Below are 17,547 nucleotides of genomic sequence, written 5' to 3' on the forward strand. Positions count from 1 at the left end.
AATCGAGCGACTGCGCGGTGAAGAAGTTGGTGGGGTTATCGAGGGCCGTGTTGACCTTCTTGCCGGTGGCGAGGCGATTCTGCGTGGTGGCGAGCAGATCGGCGGTCGACTGCAGCGAGAGAAGGTTCTGGCGAACCGACGACGAGAGAACAATACCTGACATGACTCATACCCTTCTGGATGAACACGATTGACGCAACGCCGCAACTTCATTGGGCGATGCTGCCACACTGGTCGTGTACCGCTACCCGGAGGTTAACGCGCAGATCCGTACGAATATGAAACGCCAAGAAAATCTTCGCGAATGTCATTTATGGTGAACAGAGTCTTAACCGCGCACCCGGGTCTCGTCGCAGCGATTTCGATCGCGGAAGCGCAATAGTTAAGTGCGAGAAATTCCGCCAGACCTAGTTCGACTGAACGACGCCGCCGAACGGACTCGGGCTTCGGCAAGACATTCGTTGATGACCGCCAGCAGCGCCCCCGATGCGAACGGCTTGCGCAGGCAGCGCGCCGCACCGAGTTCGAGCGCCATGCGCAGGAAATCCGGCGCCGGCGAGTCGAGATTGGCAAAGGCGTATCCCGACATCGCAACCAGGGGAATCGTCGGCGCGCGCTCGTGGAATACCCTGATCGATTCGAAGCCGCGCATGTGCGGCATGAAGATATCGACGAGCATCAGATCGAAGCTGGAATCTTCCAGCGCACGAAGCCCGGCTTCGCCGCCGTCGGCTGTCGTCACCTCAAAGCCGTGATGCTCGAGATAGATCTCGATGGCCGCGCAGACCATGGGATCGTCATCGACGATGAGAACGCGCGTCATGTCAGCCCCCGGAAAGCAGATAAATGTAACTTTCAGTCCAACCATCCTCAGACAAAATCGCATTGGAGCTGTCTGGTTTTCTGACTTGGTGTGAAGTTCCGACGGCTTCTGCCGCCTCGCCGTGACAGACGAAATCAGCGAGCGCCGCGTCGCCTCTCTGGCAGTTCAGCCCATAATTCGCTCTCTCTCGAAATGTTCGGTGGGCGCGCTCCCCGGCGGCCGCCAGCCTTGTCGTTATGCATTCTGGGAATGGAACTTTCGGTTCCGATCGCGTGGCCGTTTTGCCTTCGAACCAGCGCCATCGCATTTCGGATTACGCTGCCTGCCCTTTAGGGTGTATAATGCCGGTTCCGCCACCTCCGGCCGAACGAAACTTCTACCTAACCACCACCCGCGCGGGCTATCGTCGGTCCGAAACGCCCGGGCTTCTTAAAGCAAGCCAGCATGCGCGCTCCGCGATTGCTTGCAGGTTTTGTTCGCGGTGGAGTTGACATCGCTGCGTCCACGAAACGCCGGCCCGCTCAACAGGACGCGCGTCCTGACCGGCGCTCCGGGGCCTAAATCTACGTTGGCCCGACGGCAGCGTATCGATGATACGATCATTGATCGCGACGACGTTGTCGGGAAGGCGCGCCCCACGACGGAGCGAGGCTGACCGCAGCATGGGGCACGGCCTGCTGCGGCCGACGTTGCGTATTTTCGCGTCATCGACAAGCGGAGCAGCGCGCCTCGAAAATCCTGCCACGGCAAGAGCAGGCCATGGCGATCCCGACGCGGCATCGGCACCGAGCGCGTGCGTCCATTTTGCCAATTTTTCTTGCCAATGGAATATGTAAGGATCATCCTGCATTTCGGAAAGTACGCAGCAGAGACCGGCTTGGCCCGTAAGGCAGGAGACGGCTTTGGATTCAGCCCCTCGTTCTCCGAATGGATTTCTGTCCTCGCTGACCGCGGACGATTTTGAATTGATTCGTCCCCATCTGCGCGCTACCGATCTCAGCCCGGACATGGCGCTGGTGGAAGTCGACGAAACGCTCAAGCGCGCATATCTTCCGCACAAGGGCGTTATCTCGCTGGTCGTCAAGCTGGCGCGTGGCGAGCATGTCCAGGTCGCGATGATCGGCCGCGACAGCATTTTCGGTGCATTCTCCGCACTTGGCGACGCGGTTGCGCTCAACAGCGCCGTGGTGCTGGTGCCCGGCATCGCCTCGACGATCGATCTCGACCAACTCCGTATCGCAGCGGACCAGAGCACGACGTTGCGTACCGAACTGGTTCGGCACGGCCTCGCCGTCTATGCGCAGATCCAGCAGACTGCGGGCTGCAACGCTTCACATACGGTGGAATCGCGGCTGGCGCGATGCCTGCTGCATACGCGCGACCTCTCCGGCAGCGACAAGATCGTCCTGACCCAGGAAGCGATGGCCCAGATGATCGGCGCGCGCCGCAACAGCGTTTCGCTGGTGGCCAACACGCTGCAGCACGCAAACTTCATCCACTACAGCCGCGGGCATATCGAAATCACCAACGTGGACGGCCTGATCAAGACCTCCTGCGAGTGCTACGCGACCGTCAAGGCGCAGTACACGAGGCTGCTGCATCCGCGTATCCACTGCGCGGCCGCATGACGGCCTTTCGCGATCGGCGACGGCCGCAGCCCGATCTGTGATACGCATCGCGACGCCGTTGCGCGCGATGATTGCATCATTTCCGCGATCGCTCACCGTATTACTACCTAATGGCCGGCCCCGCGGCGTTTCAGCCGGCCCCGAATTAACGCGCTGTTCAACGAGCCCTGATAGTTGTCACGGTGCTGACGGGTGCGGGTTCGAAAAAGGCAATCGAGACTCTATCGCGTGCGACGCGCATTCACCTGTGTTCGGCGGCATGTTGCTTGCGCGGAGTACGAACATGGCTTTTGACCTGTCGATGCCGATCCTGGTGGTCGATGACTACAGCACCATGATCCGCATCATCCGTAACCTTCTCAAGCAGCTCGGGTTCGAGAATGTCGACGAGGCCAGCGATGGATCGGCCGCGCTCGCCAAGATGCAGACCAAGCGATACGGCCTCGTGATCTCCGACTGGAACATGGAGCCGATGACCGGCTACGACCTGCTCAAGNAGCCCGGAATTTTCCAAGACGCCTTTCATCATGATCACGGCGGAATCCAAGACTGAAAACGTAATCGCGGCGAAGAAGGCCGGCGTCAACAATTACATCGTCAAGCCGTTCAACGCCGCGACGCTGAAGACCAAGATGGAAGCGGTATTCCCGGACGCAGCCGGCTGACATCGTCGCGCGCCGTCACCCGCAACGCCGCGCCTACATCCATTCATCCTCCTCGACGCCGATGCGATGACATGCACGCGGCGCCCCTCGCGAGAATCGCTTCCGACAACGGACCGGCTTGCTCCGCGCCGCGGACGCGCGGATTAGCCGTACTTCTACGGTTAGAGATTTTCACCTCCGGATAACGTTGACTGAGGATAGTTGCGTGGACCAAGGGAGTCCCTTCATGTTCACGTTTGAAACGAGCGATCGGAAAGAAGTGCGGCGTTTCCGTATCGCGCAGTTCAATGGCAGAACCGCCACCGTACGTTCGGGCGGATCGGCGGTCACCGGCCACGTTCGATCCATCGTGGAAAACAAGTCGAGTGTTCCGGCGGCGTGGACCATCACGATCATCCCGGAGGAGCCGAGACCGACGCTCGCGTTGCGGCCCGCCGCGCCTCGCGGTCGCCCCCTCATGGAAGATTTGTGCTGAACGGCTGAACGGCCGATCCCCACGGGCATCGCTCGGATGCCCGCTTGCCAGACATCGATAGCTCGAGGCCGCGCGCGCAGCCGCGCATCACAGATATTGCTTCGGGAAGAATCAGGCGGGCTGCAGCAGCGCCTTGCGAACCAGATCCGCGGTGTTGCGGGCGCCAAGCTTGCGCATGGCCTCGGCGCGGTGGCTCTCGAACGTCCTTGGGCTGATGTTCATCCGCAGGGCACCCTGCTTGTTGGAGCAGCCCTCGCTGATCAGGCTGAGTACCTCGCGCTCGCGCTTGGTCAGCGGCTTCTGGCCCGACTCCGGAGCGAACGCCAGGCCCGGCTTGCGGGCGCCATCCGCAGGCCGGCCGGCCTGCCCCTCGCCTGCCTGCTTGCAAAGGACATCGGCGGCGGCCCCTGGATGACTGTCCGACATCTGCTTCACCAGAGCGCAGACACGCTCGGTTTGCTGAAGCGCGTTCTCCACCACCTGCTGCAGATAGAGCCGGTTGCCGGGTCCTTGCGAAAACTGGTGGCTGTGCTGCTTGATTTCATTCATGTAGAGCAGCAACGCCGTCAGCGGCCCGTTCAACTGCCGGGCAATCGCCGCTGACGCCTCTTCCGCGGCCCGCGAGCGCGCAGCGGACAATTGGACGATGTCAGGGTTCTCTTCGAGAGGCGCGACGCTTTCCATCCACTTCACGAAGTGCGAATCAACAGCTCGATGATCTTGTCCTGACATATAACTATTTTATCGATTCCACCCTTTATCATGGTTAATTTCGCACACAGTAAGAATACGGAGAAATCGGGCAGCGCACCGTGATGACTGCTTGAAATTCGCTGAAAATTGCCAAAAATCGAGACGAAATCGACTGTTTTTGACCGAGTCGAGCGAACCGCGCTTAAGTATTGCGTCCGTTTTGCCCCGTATTTTCACGGTAACTTCATTTGCTTTATTAATAGATCACAACCGACCCCCTCGATTTTTTCGGACCCCTGACGCCACTGGATCCTCGACGACTTGGGGACAGCCGCGTTTCGCCGCGGATTGGCGCAGGCCCTGCCGCGGAAGCATGAATGCCTGCACAACCAGGCCGCGAAGCCACAGTCTATGGCTCCAATTTGATCGATTCCGATTTACAGGCTGCCGCAGCCTCGCAATGATCGAGGCTCAAAATTCATCCCGCAACGAATCCAAAAAGGAGACGGCGATGTCGCAAGCAAAGGGATCATGGATGCGGATGGCCGTGCTGGCCGGCGCCCTGGCGTTCAGCTCGGGCGCAGCGGCGCAGACCGCACCGGCACAAACAGCATCGCCACCGGCGGAGAATGTGCCGCCGACGGCCGACAACGCCGTGATGCTCACTGTCTTCCTGAAGCACGACCAGTCGCGCCCTTTAAGCGAGCTCAACGCGCAACTGCAGCGCCAGGGCTACTACAAGGCCTTCCCGCCCGACGGAGTAGAAGTCGTGAGCTGGTACGTCATGATGGGCATCGGGCAGGTGGTAACGCTGCGGCTGCCGGCGTCGCGGCTGCGCGAGGTCAACCGCATCCTCGAGAACACCGCATGGGGCAGCTACCGCACCGAGTTCTATCCGACCTATGACTACAAGGCGATCGGCGTCGCGGCGCACGAAAAGGCACAGCAGCAATAGGCGTCAGGCCGTCAACAGCGATTTCCGCCGGCCAACACGCGCGATGGATTGCTCTATCGCCGACGCCGACAGGATTCCGTCGCGCAGGCTTTCACCGATGTACCCGGCTATGGCGGCCATCTCCTGTTCCTGATCGAACAGGTTGTTGCCGATGCAGAGCATGTCCATGCCTGCCTTGAGCGATTGCAGGCTGGCTTCCCTTGTGCCCAGCGCCTTCTGCAATCCCTGCATCTGCATGTCGTCGGTGATCAGGAGCGTATCCGGAAGGCGCTTGCGCAAGCGGCCGAGCCCTGCCGCCGACAGGGTCATCGGGCGCTCCCGATCCCATTGCCCGACGATCGCGTGACTGACCAGCACCGCATCGCCGAACATTTTTGGCGCGAGCGAATAGAACAGCTCTTCCTGCTCCGGTCGCAGCGTATCCGAAATATCCATGAACTCCTGATGCGAATCCACCATCGCGCCGCCGATACCGGGAAAATGCTTGAGGCACAGGCCGACGCGCTGCTCCCGCGCCACCTCGCTCGCCAGCAACGCATTGGCTTCGACCTCGGCGAGGTCGGCGGAATAGGAACGCTTGATCTTGCCAATGTTCGGATTATCGGGGTTGTAGTCGACGTCGATGACGGGCGCGAAATCATAGTGAATGCCGAGCCGCCGCATCTCGGCAAAGCTCGCGGTGAGGATCGCGCGCTTCTGATCCGGCGCGAGATGATTGAATTCCTTGGCGCTCGGCAACGGCGCAAAGCCGCGACCTTCCTTCAGCCGCCGCACCAGCCCACCTTCCTGGTCGATGAACACCATCGGTCCCGACGGCAGCGCGGAAATCTCCGCGCAGAGGCGCTGCACCTGTTCGGGTGACTCGATGTTGTTGTCGTATTTTCGCGTCTGGCAGGAATAATCGAACAGGATGACGCCGCCGAGGCCGTAGCGCGCCGCAAATTGCTTCAGCCAATCCGGAACGGTCTTGCCGAAGAAGCCGAGGATGAAGAGTTCGCCGATGGGCATGGTGAGAGCCTCAACGTATCGCGCTTCAGGCGTGGCCACGTTCGGCAAATCAACGGACCATGCCACGACATGCCGGTTACACCGACCGAGTGACACTGATCACATCGCGCCGCAAGGGGCCTCACTAGGGTTGCTGCAAGGCAGAGCGATCCCCGCGCTGCGCACCATATCCAGGAGGCTCTCCATGATTAGCATCAAGAAAATCATTCCGGCCGCTATCGGCGCTCTTGCGCTTGCCGCGGCATCTCTGACGATCCCGGGCCAGGCTTTCGCCGGCGGCCATGGTCACGGCCACGGTCACTTCGGGCATGGCCATGGTTTCGGACATGGCTTCGGACACGGCTTCCGGCATCATCATCACCATGGCCATTTCTGGGGTCACCACCATCACTATCGCCCCTACTTCGTCTACAACAGCTGCTGGAAATGGACGCCCTATGGCAGGGTCAACGTCTGCGACGTCTACTAATTCATGATGAAGGAGAAGTTCGCCCGGGCGAAAGATCCGGGCGAATTTCCCGAGACCTTGAGGAACGACGAGATATTGTGCCCAACCCGTGTCGTCCCGGCGCGCAATATTACGCTTGGTATCGCCAAGGACTTCTGCTGCGCCCAAGCCCCCTACACTGCAAATCCCGGGTGAGCCCGGCCCCCACCATCAGAGTGCAGGCGCACGCGCAACGTCCGCATTTGCAATGACGACTTCCCTCAGCAATCCGGCGCGGCCGAAGGGCAACATGCGCTGCTCGACGTCGTGGAGCATGGCGTTGACGTTGTCGCCGAGGACGGCAGGTGAAGACCCCGAGAACGTGAGCATGCGGTGGGCCAGATCTCTTGCGCTCAATTCGTGACTGCTTTCTACCGCGATCGCCTCTCCCGTACGAAATCGCCTATCGGCAAGAACGCCCGCGAGATCCGGGCGATGACGCATGCGGTCGGTCGTCCCAGACCAATAACGCCGAGCCTCATTATAGGCCTCGAGCCAGCCGTTGCGGCCATCGGCTGCGGAGCGCGCCGAGCAGACGAGGACCACGCCGCCCGGAGCGACCAGCCGTTCCAGCAGCGGACCGACCAGGTCGCGATCCATCCAGTGCAGTGCGCGCCCGATCGTGACGATGTCAAACGAGCCAACCTGGCGCGGCAAGGCCTCGGCCGCGCTCTCTATCAGAGCAAGTTCTTGGCCTGCGCAAGCGGCGGCCCGTCCTGCGACCTCGAGCATGGCCGGCTCTGGATCCACACCAACGATCCGTCCGACATACGGGGCAAAGCCGAGAGCGATGAGACCCGGACCCGTGCCGAGATCGATCAGGGCATGCTGCTTGCCAAGCCTCAGACGTTGCGCGACAGCCCGGAAGAATTCGGGCGGATAGGGTGGGCGGAATTGCGCGTACAGTGCCGCGGTTGTGGCGAAACGACCCATGCTGCAGATCTGGGGCATCGCACCGGACGCGACCAGCTCGGGCGGATCACGTTTGGCGGAGGAAGCGTGTGAAGCCCGGCATGATCAAACAATCGTGCACGGATCCCTGCTTGAAGTGATTGGGCTCTCGCGCTGCGGTTTTCTAGCTTTGCCATGCGCGGGCTTCCGACAGACAGCCGTCATCGCCGGTTCATTTGCCCGTGTGTGGCAATCTCGCATGCAGGTTCTGATGGCGGCGGGTTCAACCAGATCGTGGCTTTGCCGCTCGGGCGCAGGCCTATGTCTCTCGCTCTGGTTTCTGTTTGGCGGGGCACGAGCCATTCGTGCGGATCCTGAGATGGACGCGCACGTAAGAGAGATCGTGACGGAGAACCTCGCTCCGCTGACGACGGCCGACCATCCGGGCGGCGTCGCGGCCGCCGTTTACGTCGCCGGTCGGATCCAGTTCTTCAATTTCGGCTTCGCTGATGAGGCCGAGAAGCGGCCCGTCACGTCGGACACGCTGTTCAATGTCGCATCGGTGCGAAAGCTGTTTGAGGCCACGCTGCTCGCGCTCGGCGAACTCCGCGGCGAATTGAGCCTGGACGACCCCGTCAACAAATACATCCCCGAATTGCGCGGCGACTATATCCGCCGGGTCACCCTTGGCCAGCTCGCTGCCCACACATCCGGCCTCTTGCTGCCGACGGATCACCCGCCGTGGCCAAACGCCTCCTACTCCCTGGCTGAACTCATCGACATCCTCAACGCCTGGACGCCGCACGCCGGCGAGGCGCCCGGCAAACAGCGCATCTATACGCACGCGGGCTACGTCCTGCTCCAGCTCGCACTCGAGCGTCGCTATGGTGTTCCGATCCGGCAACTTGTCGAAAGCCGTATTCTGACGCCGCTCGGCATGCATTCCACGCTGATGCCGGAACGCGGGCGGGACAACCGAGCGATCATGCCTCCGGAACAATTGCGGAAAGCCGTCCAGGGTTACTCCGACCAGGGCACGCCGATCGGCGCTCCCGGAAACCAGCAGAGCTATTTCGATTTCCCGGGCACCGGACAGATGTTCTCCACCGCGCGGGACCTCGCTACCTTCATGGCTGCCTGCATCGACGGCAACGTGGCCGATCCACAGTTGCGCGAGGCCTTGCGAATGACCCAGCGCGAGGCGTTCCATATTGACCAGCAGTTCGGCCAGGCGATGGCCTGGGAAAATATAGCTCTCAACGGAATTGACGTGGTCGACAAACCAGGCGGCCTCAATAATGCGTCAGCCTATGTAGGCCTGGTGCCGGCGAGAAGGATCGGGTTGCTTCTCCTGGCGAACCGCGGCGAATTTTCTCATGAGATCGGCCGCTATCACATCCTCCCGGCGCTAGCGCGGTAGCCGGCTGAGGGAGCCGATCCCTGCGCGAGCAGCATCCTTGAGCGCAATTGCCTTGGCTCGGAGGGCGATGCGGTTCGACCGGAACTGACGAGGAAAAACCGGGTTCCGCCGACAGTAAGCTCAATATGTGACAGGCCGCACATTTGTCCGCGCGCAACTGAGCTAGGCTTCAGTTCACGAGAGCCGCTGTGGGGGGACTTCCCGCGTTGGCCGCTCGACGACTTTCCGGCGTAACAGAGCAAAGCTGAGAGCGTGTACGATGCAGCGCATCTCCAATTTCCAATCCATGAAACGGGCAGTCGTCGTTGCTGCCTGCTGCCTCACCGTGCTGACCGGCGTCACCGCTGCGCTTGCCGACTCCGCGACCGATCGGGAAATGGCCAATCGCTACGAGCAGGCGGCGCAGGCGGGCGATGATGAGGCCCAGTTCTATACCGGGGCGCTCTATTCAGCGGGTGTCGGCCGCCCGCGCAGCGACCAGGAGGCCTTTCGCTGGTTCTCGCGCGCGACCGATCAGGGGCATGCCCACGCCATGCTGATCGTTGCCGGTCTCTACGCCAGCGGCCGCGGCACGCCGAAGGACAATGTGAAGGCCTATAGCTGGGCCCATATCGTTGCGTCCGCGAGCAAGCTCGACGAGGACCGCAACGGCGCGCGGCAACTGATGTCGCTGCTGATGAAGAAGATGACGAGCGACGAGATCGGCCGTGCCGTGGTGGCCGCAAGAGCCTGGCGCGCCGTCCGGGTTGCCGGCACGACCAGGGATTCGGTCAAGGCTTCGAACAAGGCTTCGACTATCGAAAGAGCAGCAGACGACCTGCCGGACCAACCCGCGACAGCTGCTCCTCCACCGGCGCCAGCGCCTGCACAAGCGGCCGTGCAGCCAGCGCCCGCAACCGCGCCGGCGGCGGCGATCGCGCAGCCGGTGCCATCCAACGTCACGACATTGCCGGCTTCACCGAAGGTCTCGTCGGCAATTCCCGCGAAGAACGCAAAGAGAGACGATGTTCGTGACCTGAGGGACCAGGTTCCCTCGGGCCTGCGCAAGCGGTTCGGCTTCTGATTGACAGGACGCGCCATGAAACTGAAGCATCTCATTGCAGCCGGCATTCTGACTATCGCTGCGACAGGGGCGGGCTATTACGCCTATTCCCATTTCCTTCATGCGCCGCTGGTGACCACCAGCATCGCAAATCTCGCGCCGGTTTCCGAAGCCGTTTACGGCACCGGCACTGTCGAGCCCGAGCGCTGGGCCAAGGTGGTGCCGCTGCAGCGCCGCCGGCTGGTCGAGCTGTGCCGATGCGAGGGACAGATGGTCAAGTCCGGCCAGATCCTCGGCCGCCAGGACGACGCCGAGGAGCGCAGCGCGCTGGAGCAGATGGAAATCAATCGAGGGCAGCTCGAACGTGACCTGTCGCGCGCCGAAAAGGATCGCGACAAGAACGACGCCGCGCGTACCGAATACGAGCAGCGCTGGACCAAGCTCGAAGATGCAAAATCGCGGATCGCCGCGCAGAAGGTGCGGCTCGACTCGCTGGTGCTGCGAGCGCCGCTCGACGGGATGGTGTTGCGGCGCGACGGCGAGGTCGGCGAGATCGCAGGCCCGACCGATGTCCTGTTCACGGTCGGACCGCCGGCCCCGATGCAAGTCGTGGCCGAGATCAATGAGGAGGAGATCAACCGGATCGCGGCCGGCCAGAAGGCCTTTCTGCGCAGCGAGGCGTTCCCCGGCAAGGCGCTGCGCGCCAACGTCTCCCAGATCACGCCCAAGGGCGACCCGACCCGCAAGACCTTCCGCGTTTATCTGCGGCTGCCGCAGGATACGCCGTTGCGCATCGGCATGTCGGTCGAGGTCAACATCATCTTCCGCGAGAAGCAGGCAGCGGTCGTCGTGCCGGCCGAAGCCGTCGCTGGCGATGCGGTTCAGACGGTCGATGACGGCCGGATCCGGCGCGTGCCGGTGAAAGTCGGCATCCGCGGCAACCGCAATATCGAGGTCATCGGCGATCTGTCCAAGGGCACATCAGTGCTTTCGCCCGCCCGCATCGATCTCGCCGACGGTGCCAGGATTCGCATCGACGGCAGCCCGACCAGGGCAATGGAACCTGCGCCCGCGAGTGAACCGGCCGATCAGCCCGCCGCGACACCCGAGGCCGCCGTCGTCGCCTCGGCCACCACCGCGCGTTCGGACCCGGATGATGCGGTGATTTCGGCAGCGATGACCGCCCACATCGATTCCGTCGTCAACGACGCGCGCCGTAACCTCATCAGCAACAGCCGGTAGTCGCCGTGAAGCTTATACTCAACATCGCATGGACCCATGTCAGCACCCGCGTGCGGCAGACCCTCGTCGGCATGGCCGGCGTGTCGATGGGCGTCGGCTTCACCATCATGATGGCGGGCCTGATGCAGGGCTCGCAGCTCGACTTCCTGCGGCAGCTTGTCGACACCATGCCGCATATCACGATCGAGGATGAGCGGCGCTCCGTCCCGACGCAACCTGCCGAGCAGGAATATGGGGCGGTGCAGATGGCCGACATCGCCAATGTCGGCAAACGTCCCGGCATCAAGTATCCCGAATCGGTGATGAATTCGCTGCGCTCCTGGATACCAGGAGACGTAGCTCCCTCGGCGAAGACCACCGCGATCATCAATCACGGCGGCGCGCGCATCGGCATCACCTTAACCGGCATTGACCCCCGCCGTGAGGTTCAAGTCTCGAAACTCGCCTCGCAAATGCGTGAGGGAAAGATCGATGACCTTTCACGTGCGCCGAACGGCATCATCATGGGCGAGGCTTTGGCCGAGAAACTCGGCGTGAAAGCCGGCGACACCGTTCTCCTGATCGGCGGCCAGGGCATTCAATTGAATTCGACGGTGGCCGGGCTGTATCGCTCCGGCATGAAGCGCGTCGATGAGAGCCAGATCTATTCGCTGATGGGGCCGGCGCAGGTCATGATGGGGCAGAACGGCGTCGTCAACCAGCTACGGCTGCGGTTGAACGATCCGATGTTGGCGCAGAAGGTCGCCGCGCAGGTCGAAGCGCAGACCGGCTACAAGTCAGTGTCCTGGCAGGAAGCCAATGCCGACCTGCTGTCATCCTTTACCGTGCGCGATTTCATTGTGCTGACGGTGATGGGCGCGATGTTGCTGACCTCGTCCTTCGCCACCTACAACATCATTTCGACGATCACGCACGAGAAACGGCAGGACATCGCGATCATGAAGTCGCTGGGCATGCGCGAATATGCGGTCCGGCGCATCTTCATCATCGAAGCCGCCATCATCGGCATTGTCGGCATTCTGTTCGGTTGGATCCTAGGTTACCTGCTCTGCTACGGCTGGTCGAAGATCACGATCTTCAGTCCGCTGACGGGCACCACCACGCCGATATCGATCTATTATTCAGCGATGCACTATGTGGTCGTCGGCGCCATATCGCTGCTGTGCTGCGCAGGCGCGGCCTATTTCCCGGCACGCAAGGCAACGCGGGTTCATCCAGTTGAAATCATCCGGGGAGCGTCATGACCGAAGTTGCTTTGCAGGCGGTAGATCTCGTTCGACGCATTGAAGGCGATGTTTCGCATACCCTCGTCAACGGCATCGATCTGGCGGTGAACAAGGGCGAATTCGTCGCCATCACCGGGCCGTCGGGATCTGGCAAATCGTCACTGCTTTATCTCTTGGGCCTGCTCGATGCTCCCAGCGAGGGCGAGGTCATGATCTGCGGCCAGCCGACTTCGAAACTGTCGGAATCCGAGCGCGCCGACGTCCGCCTCACCAAATGCGGCTTCGTGTTCCAGTTTCACTTCCTGCTGCCGGAATTCACCTCGCTCGACAATGTGCTGCTGCCGATGCGCGCCGCGGGCGTGATGGCCGAAGGCGAGATGCGCAAGCGCGGCCTCGCGCTGCTCGACTCGCTCGGGCTTGCCGAGCACGCCAACAAGCGTCCCAACCAGCTCTCCGGCGGCCAGCGCCAGCGCGTCGCGATCGCCCGCGCGCTGGCCAACCGCCCCGAGATCATCGTGGCCGACGAGCCGACCGGCGCGCTTGATACCAAATCGACGGAACAGGTGTTTTCGATCCTCCGCGACATCGCCGACAACGGCCAGACCGTGATCGTGGTGACCCACGACCCGGCGCTCGCCGCCCGCGCCGACCGCCGCGTCCACATTGTCGACGGCAAGATCGCCGAGATTACGGAGCGGGGCGGAGCCGAACTGGTTTCGCCTTCCATCGCGCCGTGTGAAATCTCGCACGCGTGAATAGGGAGCCATTGACGAGCAAGAGGCCGCGGCTCACTCCCACAATCGTCTATCGGCGCGGCACGAGGATCGGCACGGCTCCGCTGATAGAACGGCGCTGATTAACGTTCGTGAGCACAACAACGAATTCGGGCAAATCGAAACTCAAATTGATCCCACCGATTTCCTTGAAGCGCGGTAGCGGGACGACTTGGGCGGTACCGTCCGGACCAATGCGGTAAATACCGTCGATACCGACCGCCCATAGAGTATCAGCGTCACGCGTCAGCCCAAAAAAGGCTACGGCGCTGAAAGGCTCATCGCCCTTGGTATTGCCACCTGAAGGTTTATCGCCATACGGTTTGTAAAAAAGCCGTTTCACCTGATCGCCGCAGACCTCGACAACGCGACCGTGCGGCCGAAAGTGAACGAGGCCGACTGCGGCGGCAATGCAGCCGGGCTTCCAGGGCACCGAGACGATACCAGTGACTGGATCGCACGACGTATTGAGCGGCCCTCCGCACAACTCTCCGGTCGCGTTGTGCTCAATCACTGTAACCTTGCCGCTATGCCGATCGATGCGACGCAATCCACCGCCCCATTCACCGGCATTGATACCGAGGAAGAATTGGTCGGGCGTTCCATAGGGCGCGCTGACAAACCCACGGCTCAGCGTCTCGGACAGCATCACCGTATTCTGTCGATTGCGGTCGAGGTCAATAAGTCGGCGAGTGGTCAGGAGCGTGACCCGGTTCGCGGCGCAATCCATAGCGAGTAATAGGTCGCCCTCTGCCTTTATCGTGGCCGCGACGGACCATGCGCCCTCAGCCCGCCGGCGAAGCGTCCATTCAGGGCCGTCCGCGCCAGTGATCACCATCGGATGCCGGTCGAACACGCATAGGTCGAAGGCCTTTTCGGGGAGCGCTTCTACAACGCGTGTGTCCTGCCCCTCAGTGACGGACGAGAGAGTGCCAGCATCCGAAAGAATCCAGAGGCGCCCATCTGCAAAGATCGCACGTGTCAGAAAGGCTTCCTGGCCGGGGAATCCGGGTTCGATGGCGAACGCCGGGGCCGGTGGAACGATGGCGCCCCCGAGGAAGAGCAAGCTGGCGAGCGTTGACAGCGGACGCGCAAGACCTGCTTTTGCCCTCCGACCGTGCAAAACGGAAATCGCACTTTGCACTCGTCGGATAGAGGCTCGAATGATCATGATGTCCAACGTCGCGAGATCGAGGCTGCCTGCCTGACGCCCTATACGATCTCGCAGGTTTCGCGCTGCAATTGCAGGCGCGCGACGAAGTCAATGAGGGTGTTTGGCTCGCAGCCTTCATGCACCACGATCTCGGATGCTTCAATTGGATTTTCGCCGAGCGTTTGCACGGCAAAACGCGCCAGCGGCGCCGGTCTGCGCGCTCGTGCGGCTCATGTTCATATCACGTGCATCGGGCACAGCTGCTGTTGCAGCTGTGCCCGGCAACCACCCAAAGCATGGGGCTATAGCAATCCGACCTTGTGCATGATCTCCCGAATCTGAGCCGGATTGGGGTCCATCATCATTGGGGCGAGTGTCGCACCGGTCGTTTGCGCCGGACCGCGTGCGACGTAGCTCGCACCATTTTGCATCGGATTGACGAACTGCGGCGCCATTGCAGCGGCCGGAACCATGCTCGGTGCATCGACTTGCGCCAGTCCCAACAGACGACGGAGAGCGTCCAGCGAGGGATCGGCTCCAGACGCGACGGCGCCCGGGGCAACGCCCGTTTCGAGACCCAGCGCCCGCATCGCGTTCGGCAGTCCGGCGCCCGTACGGTTTGGATCACCGAATTGCAGCGGCGTCGCTGTTTCCTTCAGGATCTGGAACAGCCGTTCCACGCGGCGCGCGTCGCGATTCTGGAACGCGCCTTTTTTGAAGTCCGGGTGATGCGCCAGCACCAGCGCGGCCAGGCCCGTGACGTGGGGCGTCGCCATCGAGGTACCGTCCCATGCACCGAAACCGTCAGCCGGAAGCGACGAGATGATACCGACGCCGGGCGCGCAGACGTCGATCTCCGGCCCGAAGCAACTGAACTTTGCCGGAAAATATCCCTCGCCGCTCCGGAAGCCATCCAACGCTTGCTGCGCATGGTAGCTGTCCTCGGGGAATTCTCCCCATTTGCCCAGCGCGGCGACCGCCAGGCAATGCGGCGTCGAAGCCGGAAACTGTACCGGCCCCGAGGAATTGCCGGCCGCAATGATGCAGGCCATGCCCATTTGTTTGGCCCGCACGATACGTTCCTCGATGATCTTCGAAGGCTCGCCGCCGCCCAGGCTCATGTTGGCGACGTCGATGCCCTGCTCCATGCAGTAATCGAGCGCCTGGACGAGATCGCTGAACCGGCCGCCTGGGAAGATTCGGCAGACATGGATCTCCGCCGCGGGCGCGAAGCCGCGGACGCCGCCACCGCCGGGGACCGGCCCGCCGGCGATAATTCCGGCGCAATGCGAGCCGTGCCCGATCGTATCGACGGTCCAGGCCATTTTATCATTGCCGACCATGCTGGAGCCGTGCGTGATGCCGCGCAAATTGCGATGGGTTGGCGCCGCGCCGGAATCGATAACCGCGATCTTCACACCGGAGCCATCATAGCCCGGGGGCAGGCGATCAAGACCCATCGCCCGCTCACCCCAGCCCATCAGCTGCCGGCCGGGGAAGTCGCGCAAGGACGCCGCGAGAGCTCTCACGACGATCCGATTGACACTATTGGGAACGAGCTGCGGGCGATCGAGCCAGAAAGTCCAGTAATCGACCTTCGCTTTGACGAGGATCGAGCGGATGGTATCCGGCCTTTCGCCTTGCATGTTCAGCGTGACGCGGCCGGTGGCGTCGGTGACCCCCTGGGCCGGCCACATGCTGCCGAACACATAGACCTCGGCGTCCTGCAGCGGGCCGGTCTGACCCAACACCTCGAACGTCGCCGAGAAGCCGTCAGCCAGCGGTGTGAGTACCCCGGGATTGGGCATTTGCGGCGTGGTCGGGTCGAGCATGTAGCTCAGCCGCTCATCGCGTTCCACCGCAAGACGTTCTCTTGCCTGGCTCCGCAGCAGGTTGGCCTTGTCGGGAGCCATGCGGGCGAGCACCAGCGGACTGAGTGGCGCTTGGCCCAGTTCCTCGCTCTGAATTCCGAACAGGCGCGGCGCAGGCACCGTCTTCACAACGTCGATGTCAGGACTGTTGGTGAGCTGCTGGACCAGGAAATCGGCACTGAAGGTCGCAACGCCGCTTTGCTGCCGCGGCGCGATCATGAATTGCGCCGGGCGCGATGCGATCGTTTCGGCCTCTCCTGATGGAGGCGTTGCCGTACTTCCGCCATTCGTCGCCGACGCTGCCGACGCGGGCGCTTGTTCCGAATGCGCGCCGCTGTCGGCCGTCTCATCATGATCACTGTGGTCCGGAGTTCCAGATTTGCTTCGTGCGGCCATATGCGGCCTCCTTGATGTTTTGCGAGTTATGGGCTTGCCCACCAAAATCAGTCGGGATCGAATTGCTTCAGCGTTGAGTTCGGCTCCACCACGATGGCTGTGAACGCCGATTTGAGGCGATTGGCCTGCGTGCTCGTCATGGAAAGAATGACGACGTCGGGCGCTATTTGCGCGACCCGTTTGACGCCGGGCTCGCGCTTCAAGTGATCGGCTAGCTGACCGGATTTGACCGGCTCTCCTTGCACGATGAATTCCTGCGGCGAGTTTGGATCCGCCATCTAGGCTCCATTCAGATTTGCTGCGCGAAGGGCGGACTTGCGTCCGCCCTCCGTCGCCAGGTCTAATGCATCGTGCCGTCGGGCTGGCCGGCGTCGAAGACGCCGATCTGGCGACCGATATTCACGCCGGTCTGCACACCCTGGCCGATCTTCTTCAGAACGCTCCAGAAGCTCTGCAGCTCCATGTCCGTCGGCGGCGCCACCGCGGCGGGCTCCAGGCCGGGCTGACCGGCGCTGAAAATGCCAAGTTGTTTGCCGATATCCAAGCCGGTCTGCGCACCCTGACCGATTTTCTTCAGCACGCTCCAGAAGCTCTGCAGCTCCATATCCGTCGGCGGCGCTNGCCGCGGCGGGCTGGAAGCCGGGCTGGCCGGCATCGAAGACGCCGAGCTGGCGACCGACATTCACACCGGTCTGCACGCCCTGGCCGATCTTCTTCAGCACGCTCCANAAAGCTCTGCAGCTCCATATCCGTCGGCGGCGCTGCCGCGGCAGGCTGGAAGCCGGGCTGGCCGGCGTCG

Annotated in this window: 18 protein-coding genes and 2 pseudogenes; 11 read left to right on the top strand and 9 right to left on the bottom strand. The window is 62.2% G+C overall.

Going from position 1 to position 17,547, the window contains the following annotated elements; translation table 11 throughout:
- Both CQ14_RS48125 and CQ14_RS07260 read right to left on the bottom strand, forming a co-directional pair.
- Positions 1-163 (bottom strand): annotated as a pseudogene (locus CQ14_RS48125) (flagellin); the annotation flags it as partial.
- 219 nt (positions 164-382) lie between these two features.
- Entirely contained in the window at positions 383-823 is a 441-nt protein-coding gene (locus tag CQ14_RS07260) for a response regulator (RefSeq protein WP_057857242.1), read from the bottom strand.
- 902 nt (positions 824-1,725) lie between these two features.
- Here CQ14_RS07260 and CQ14_RS07265 point away from each other — a divergent pair.
- The 4 genes and pseudogenes from CQ14_RS07265 (at position 1,726) to CQ14_RS07275 (ending at position 3,591) form a co-directional block, all read left to right on the top strand.
- A complete protein-coding gene (locus tag CQ14_RS07265) occupies positions 1,726-2,451 on the top strand; it encodes a Crp/Fnr family transcriptional regulator (RefSeq protein ID WP_057857243.1) in 726 nt (241 codons plus the stop codon).
- 283 nt (positions 2,452-2,734) lie between these two features.
- The coding region (locus tag CQ14_RS45830) for a response regulator (RefSeq protein ID WP_245320238.1) at positions 2,735-2,947 on the top strand (213 nt) is incomplete at its 3' end.
- A 1-nt stretch (position 2,948) separates the two neighbouring features.
- Positions 2,949-3,116, top strand: a pseudogene (locus tag CQ14_RS45835) (response regulator); the annotation flags it as partial.
- A gap of 226 nt (positions 3,117-3,342) precedes the next feature.
- Complete coding sequence (locus CQ14_RS07275; RefSeq protein ID WP_057857244.1) at positions 3,343-3,591, top strand: hypothetical protein; 249 nt, start codon at positions 3,343-3,345, stop codon at positions 3,589-3,591.
- Positions 3,592-3,702: 111 nt separating this feature from the next.
- Here CQ14_RS07275 and CQ14_RS07280 read toward each other — a convergent pair whose 3' ends face one another.
- Complete coding sequence (locus CQ14_RS07280; RefSeq protein WP_057857245.1) at positions 3,703-4,323, bottom strand: helix-turn-helix domain-containing protein; 621 nt, start codon at positions 4,321-4,323, stop codon at positions 3,703-3,705.
- A gap of 472 nt (positions 4,324-4,795) precedes the next feature.
- Between CQ14_RS07280 and CQ14_RS07285 the strand changes: the two genes are divergently transcribed.
- The gene (locus CQ14_RS07285) at positions 4,796-5,239 is read left to right on the top strand and encodes a hypothetical protein (protein WP_057857352.1); all 444 of its coding nucleotides are present in this window, start codon (positions 4,796-4,798) and stop codon (positions 5,237-5,239) included.
- Between the two features lie 3 nt (positions 5,240-5,242).
- On the opposite strand, the gene CQ14_RS07290 is transcribed toward CQ14_RS07285, so the two are convergent.
- Positions 5,243-6,247: a glycoside hydrolase family 3 N-terminal domain-containing protein gene (locus CQ14_RS07290; protein ID WP_057857246.1), complete on the bottom strand. Its 1,005-nt coding sequence runs from the start codon at positions 6,245-6,247 to the stop codon at positions 5,243-5,245.
- Between the two features lie 184 nt (positions 6,248-6,431).
- Here CQ14_RS07290 and CQ14_RS41960 point away from each other — a divergent pair, with 184 nt between their 5' ends.
- Positions 6,432-6,716, top strand: a complete 285-nt coding sequence (locus CQ14_RS41960) for a hypothetical protein (protein WP_082649750.1) — start codon at positions 6,432-6,434, stop codon at positions 6,714-6,716.
- 189 nt (positions 6,717-6,905) lie between these two features.
- On the opposite strand, the gene CQ14_RS07300 is transcribed toward CQ14_RS41960, so the two are convergent.
- Positions 6,906-7,667: a class I SAM-dependent methyltransferase gene (locus CQ14_RS07300; RefSeq protein ID WP_057857353.1), complete on the bottom strand. Its 762-nt coding sequence runs from the start codon at positions 7,665-7,667 to the stop codon at positions 6,906-6,908.
- Between CQ14_RS07300 and CQ14_RS07305 the strand changes: the two genes are divergently transcribed.
- The 5 genes from CQ14_RS07305 (at position 7,666) to CQ14_RS07325 (ending at position 13,310) form a co-directional block, all read left to right on the top strand.
- Positions 7,666-9,045 carry a serine hydrolase gene (locus tag CQ14_RS07305; protein ID WP_245320239.1) on the top strand — a complete coding sequence of 460 codons (1,380 nt, stop codon included), beginning with the start codon at positions 7,666-7,668 and terminating at the stop codon, positions 9,043-9,045. The genes CQ14_RS07300 and CQ14_RS07305 overlap by 2 nt on opposite strands.
- A gap of 286 nt (positions 9,046-9,331) precedes the next feature.
- On the top strand, positions 9,332-10,108 hold the full coding sequence (locus CQ14_RS07310; protein ID WP_199805460.1) for a tetratricopeptide repeat protein: 777 nt from the start codon (positions 9,332-9,334) through the stop codon (positions 10,106-10,108).
- Positions 10,109-10,123: 15 nt separating this feature from the next.
- Complete coding sequence (locus CQ14_RS07315) at positions 10,124-11,329, top strand: efflux RND transporter periplasmic adaptor subunit (RefSeq protein WP_057857250.1); 1,206 nt, start codon at positions 10,124-10,126, stop codon at positions 11,327-11,329.
- Between the two features lie 5 nt (positions 11,330-11,334).
- Positions 11,335-12,573, top strand: a complete 1,239-nt coding sequence (locus CQ14_RS07320; protein ID WP_057857251.1) for an ABC transporter permease — start codon at positions 11,335-11,337, stop codon at positions 12,571-12,573.
- Positions 12,570-13,310, top strand: coding sequence for an ABC transporter ATP-binding protein (locus CQ14_RS07325; RefSeq protein WP_057857252.1), 741 nt, complete (start codon positions 12,570-12,572; stop codon positions 13,308-13,310). Before CQ14_RS07320 ends, CQ14_RS07325 begins: the two co-directional genes overlap by 4 nt.
- A gap of 49 nt (positions 13,311-13,359) precedes the next feature.
- Here CQ14_RS07325 and CQ14_RS07330 read toward each other — a convergent pair whose 3' ends face one another.
- The 4 genes from CQ14_RS07330 to CQ14_RS07340 all read right to left on the bottom strand — a co-directional run bounded on the left by CQ14_RS07330 (position 13,360) and on the right by CQ14_RS07340 (position 17,026).
- Positions 13,360-14,508 carry a hypothetical protein gene (locus CQ14_RS07330; RefSeq protein ID WP_156434746.1) on the bottom strand — a complete coding sequence of 383 codons (1,149 nt, stop codon included), beginning with the start codon at positions 14,506-14,508 and terminating at the stop codon, positions 13,360-13,362.
- A gap of 32 nt (positions 14,509-14,540) precedes the next feature.
- Positions 14,541-14,669 (bottom strand): hypothetical protein, encoded by a 129-nt coding sequence (locus CQ14_RS47545; protein ID WP_283807203.1) that lies wholly within the window; start codon positions 14,667-14,669, stop codon positions 14,541-14,543.
- Positions 14,670-14,783: 114 nt separating this feature from the next.
- Positions 14,784-16,571 (bottom strand): S8 family peptidase, encoded by a 1,788-nt coding sequence (locus tag CQ14_RS07335; protein WP_057857254.1) that lies wholly within the window; start codon positions 16,569-16,571, stop codon positions 14,784-14,786.
- Between the two features lie 224 nt (positions 16,572-16,795).
- Positions 16,796-17,026, bottom strand: a complete 231-nt coding sequence (locus CQ14_RS07340; protein ID WP_057857255.1) for a hypothetical protein — start codon at positions 17,024-17,026, stop codon at positions 16,796-16,798.
- Positions 17,027-17,547: the final 521 nt, after the last annotated feature.

It is taken from the genome of Bradyrhizobium lablabi (assembly GCF_001440475.1).
Lineage (GTDB): Bacteria > Pseudomonadota > Alphaproteobacteria > Rhizobiales > Xanthobacteraceae > Bradyrhizobium > Bradyrhizobium lablabi.

What these genes read in the sequence shown, in the direction of transcription:
- CQ14_RS07275 (WP_057857244.1), top strand. Translation starts at nt 3,343, where the DNA reads ATGTTCACGTTTGAAACGAGCGATCGGAAAGAAGTGCGGCGTTTCCGT.
- CQ14_RS07260 (WP_057857242.1), bottom strand. Translation starts at nt 823, where the DNA reads ATGACGCGCGTTCTCATCGTCGATGACGATCCCATGGTCTGCGCGGCC.
- CQ14_RS07315 (WP_057857250.1), top strand. Translation starts at nt 10,124, where the DNA reads ATGAAACTGAAGCATCTCATTGCAGCCGGCATTCTGACTATCGCTGCG.
- CQ14_RS41960 (WP_082649750.1), top strand. Translation starts at nt 6,432, where the DNA reads ATGATTAGCATCAAGAAAATCATTCCGGCCGCTATCGGCGCTCTTGCG.
- CQ14_RS07310 (WP_199805460.1), top strand. Translation starts at nt 9,332, where the DNA reads ATGAAACGGGCAGTCGTCGTTGCTGCCTGCTGCCTCACCGTGCTGACC.
- CQ14_RS07290 (WP_057857246.1), bottom strand. Translation starts at nt 6,247, where the DNA reads ATGCCCATCGGCGAACTCTTCATCCTCGGCTTCTTCGGCAAGACCGTT.
- CQ14_RS07305 (WP_245320239.1), top strand. Translation starts at nt 7,666, where the DNA reads ATGCTGCAGATCTGGGGCATCGCACCGGACGCGACCAGCTCGGGCGGA.
- CQ14_RS07335 (WP_057857254.1), bottom strand. Translation starts at nt 16,571, where the DNA reads ATGATCGCGCCGCGGCAGCAAAGCGGCGTTGCGACCTTCAGTGCCGAT.
- CQ14_RS07340 (WP_057857255.1), bottom strand. Translation starts at nt 17,026, where the DNA reads ATGGCGGATCCAAACTCGCCGCAGGAATTCATCGTGCAAGGAGAGCCG.
- CQ14_RS07285 (WP_057857352.1), top strand. Translation starts at nt 4,796, where the DNA reads ATGTCGCAAGCAAAGGGATCATGGATGCGGATGGCCGTGCTGGCCGGC.
- CQ14_RS07280 (WP_057857245.1), bottom strand. Translation starts at nt 4,323, where the DNA reads ATGTCAGGACAAGATCATCGAGCTGTTGATTCGCACTTCGTGAAGTGG.
- CQ14_RS07325 (WP_057857252.1), top strand. Translation starts at nt 12,570, where the DNA reads ATGACCGAAGTTGCTTTGCAGGCGGTAGATCTCGTTCGACGCATTGAA.
- CQ14_RS07300 (WP_057857353.1), bottom strand. Translation starts at nt 7,667, where the DNA reads ATGGGTCGTTTCGCCACAACCGCGGCACTGTACGCGCAATTCCGCCCA.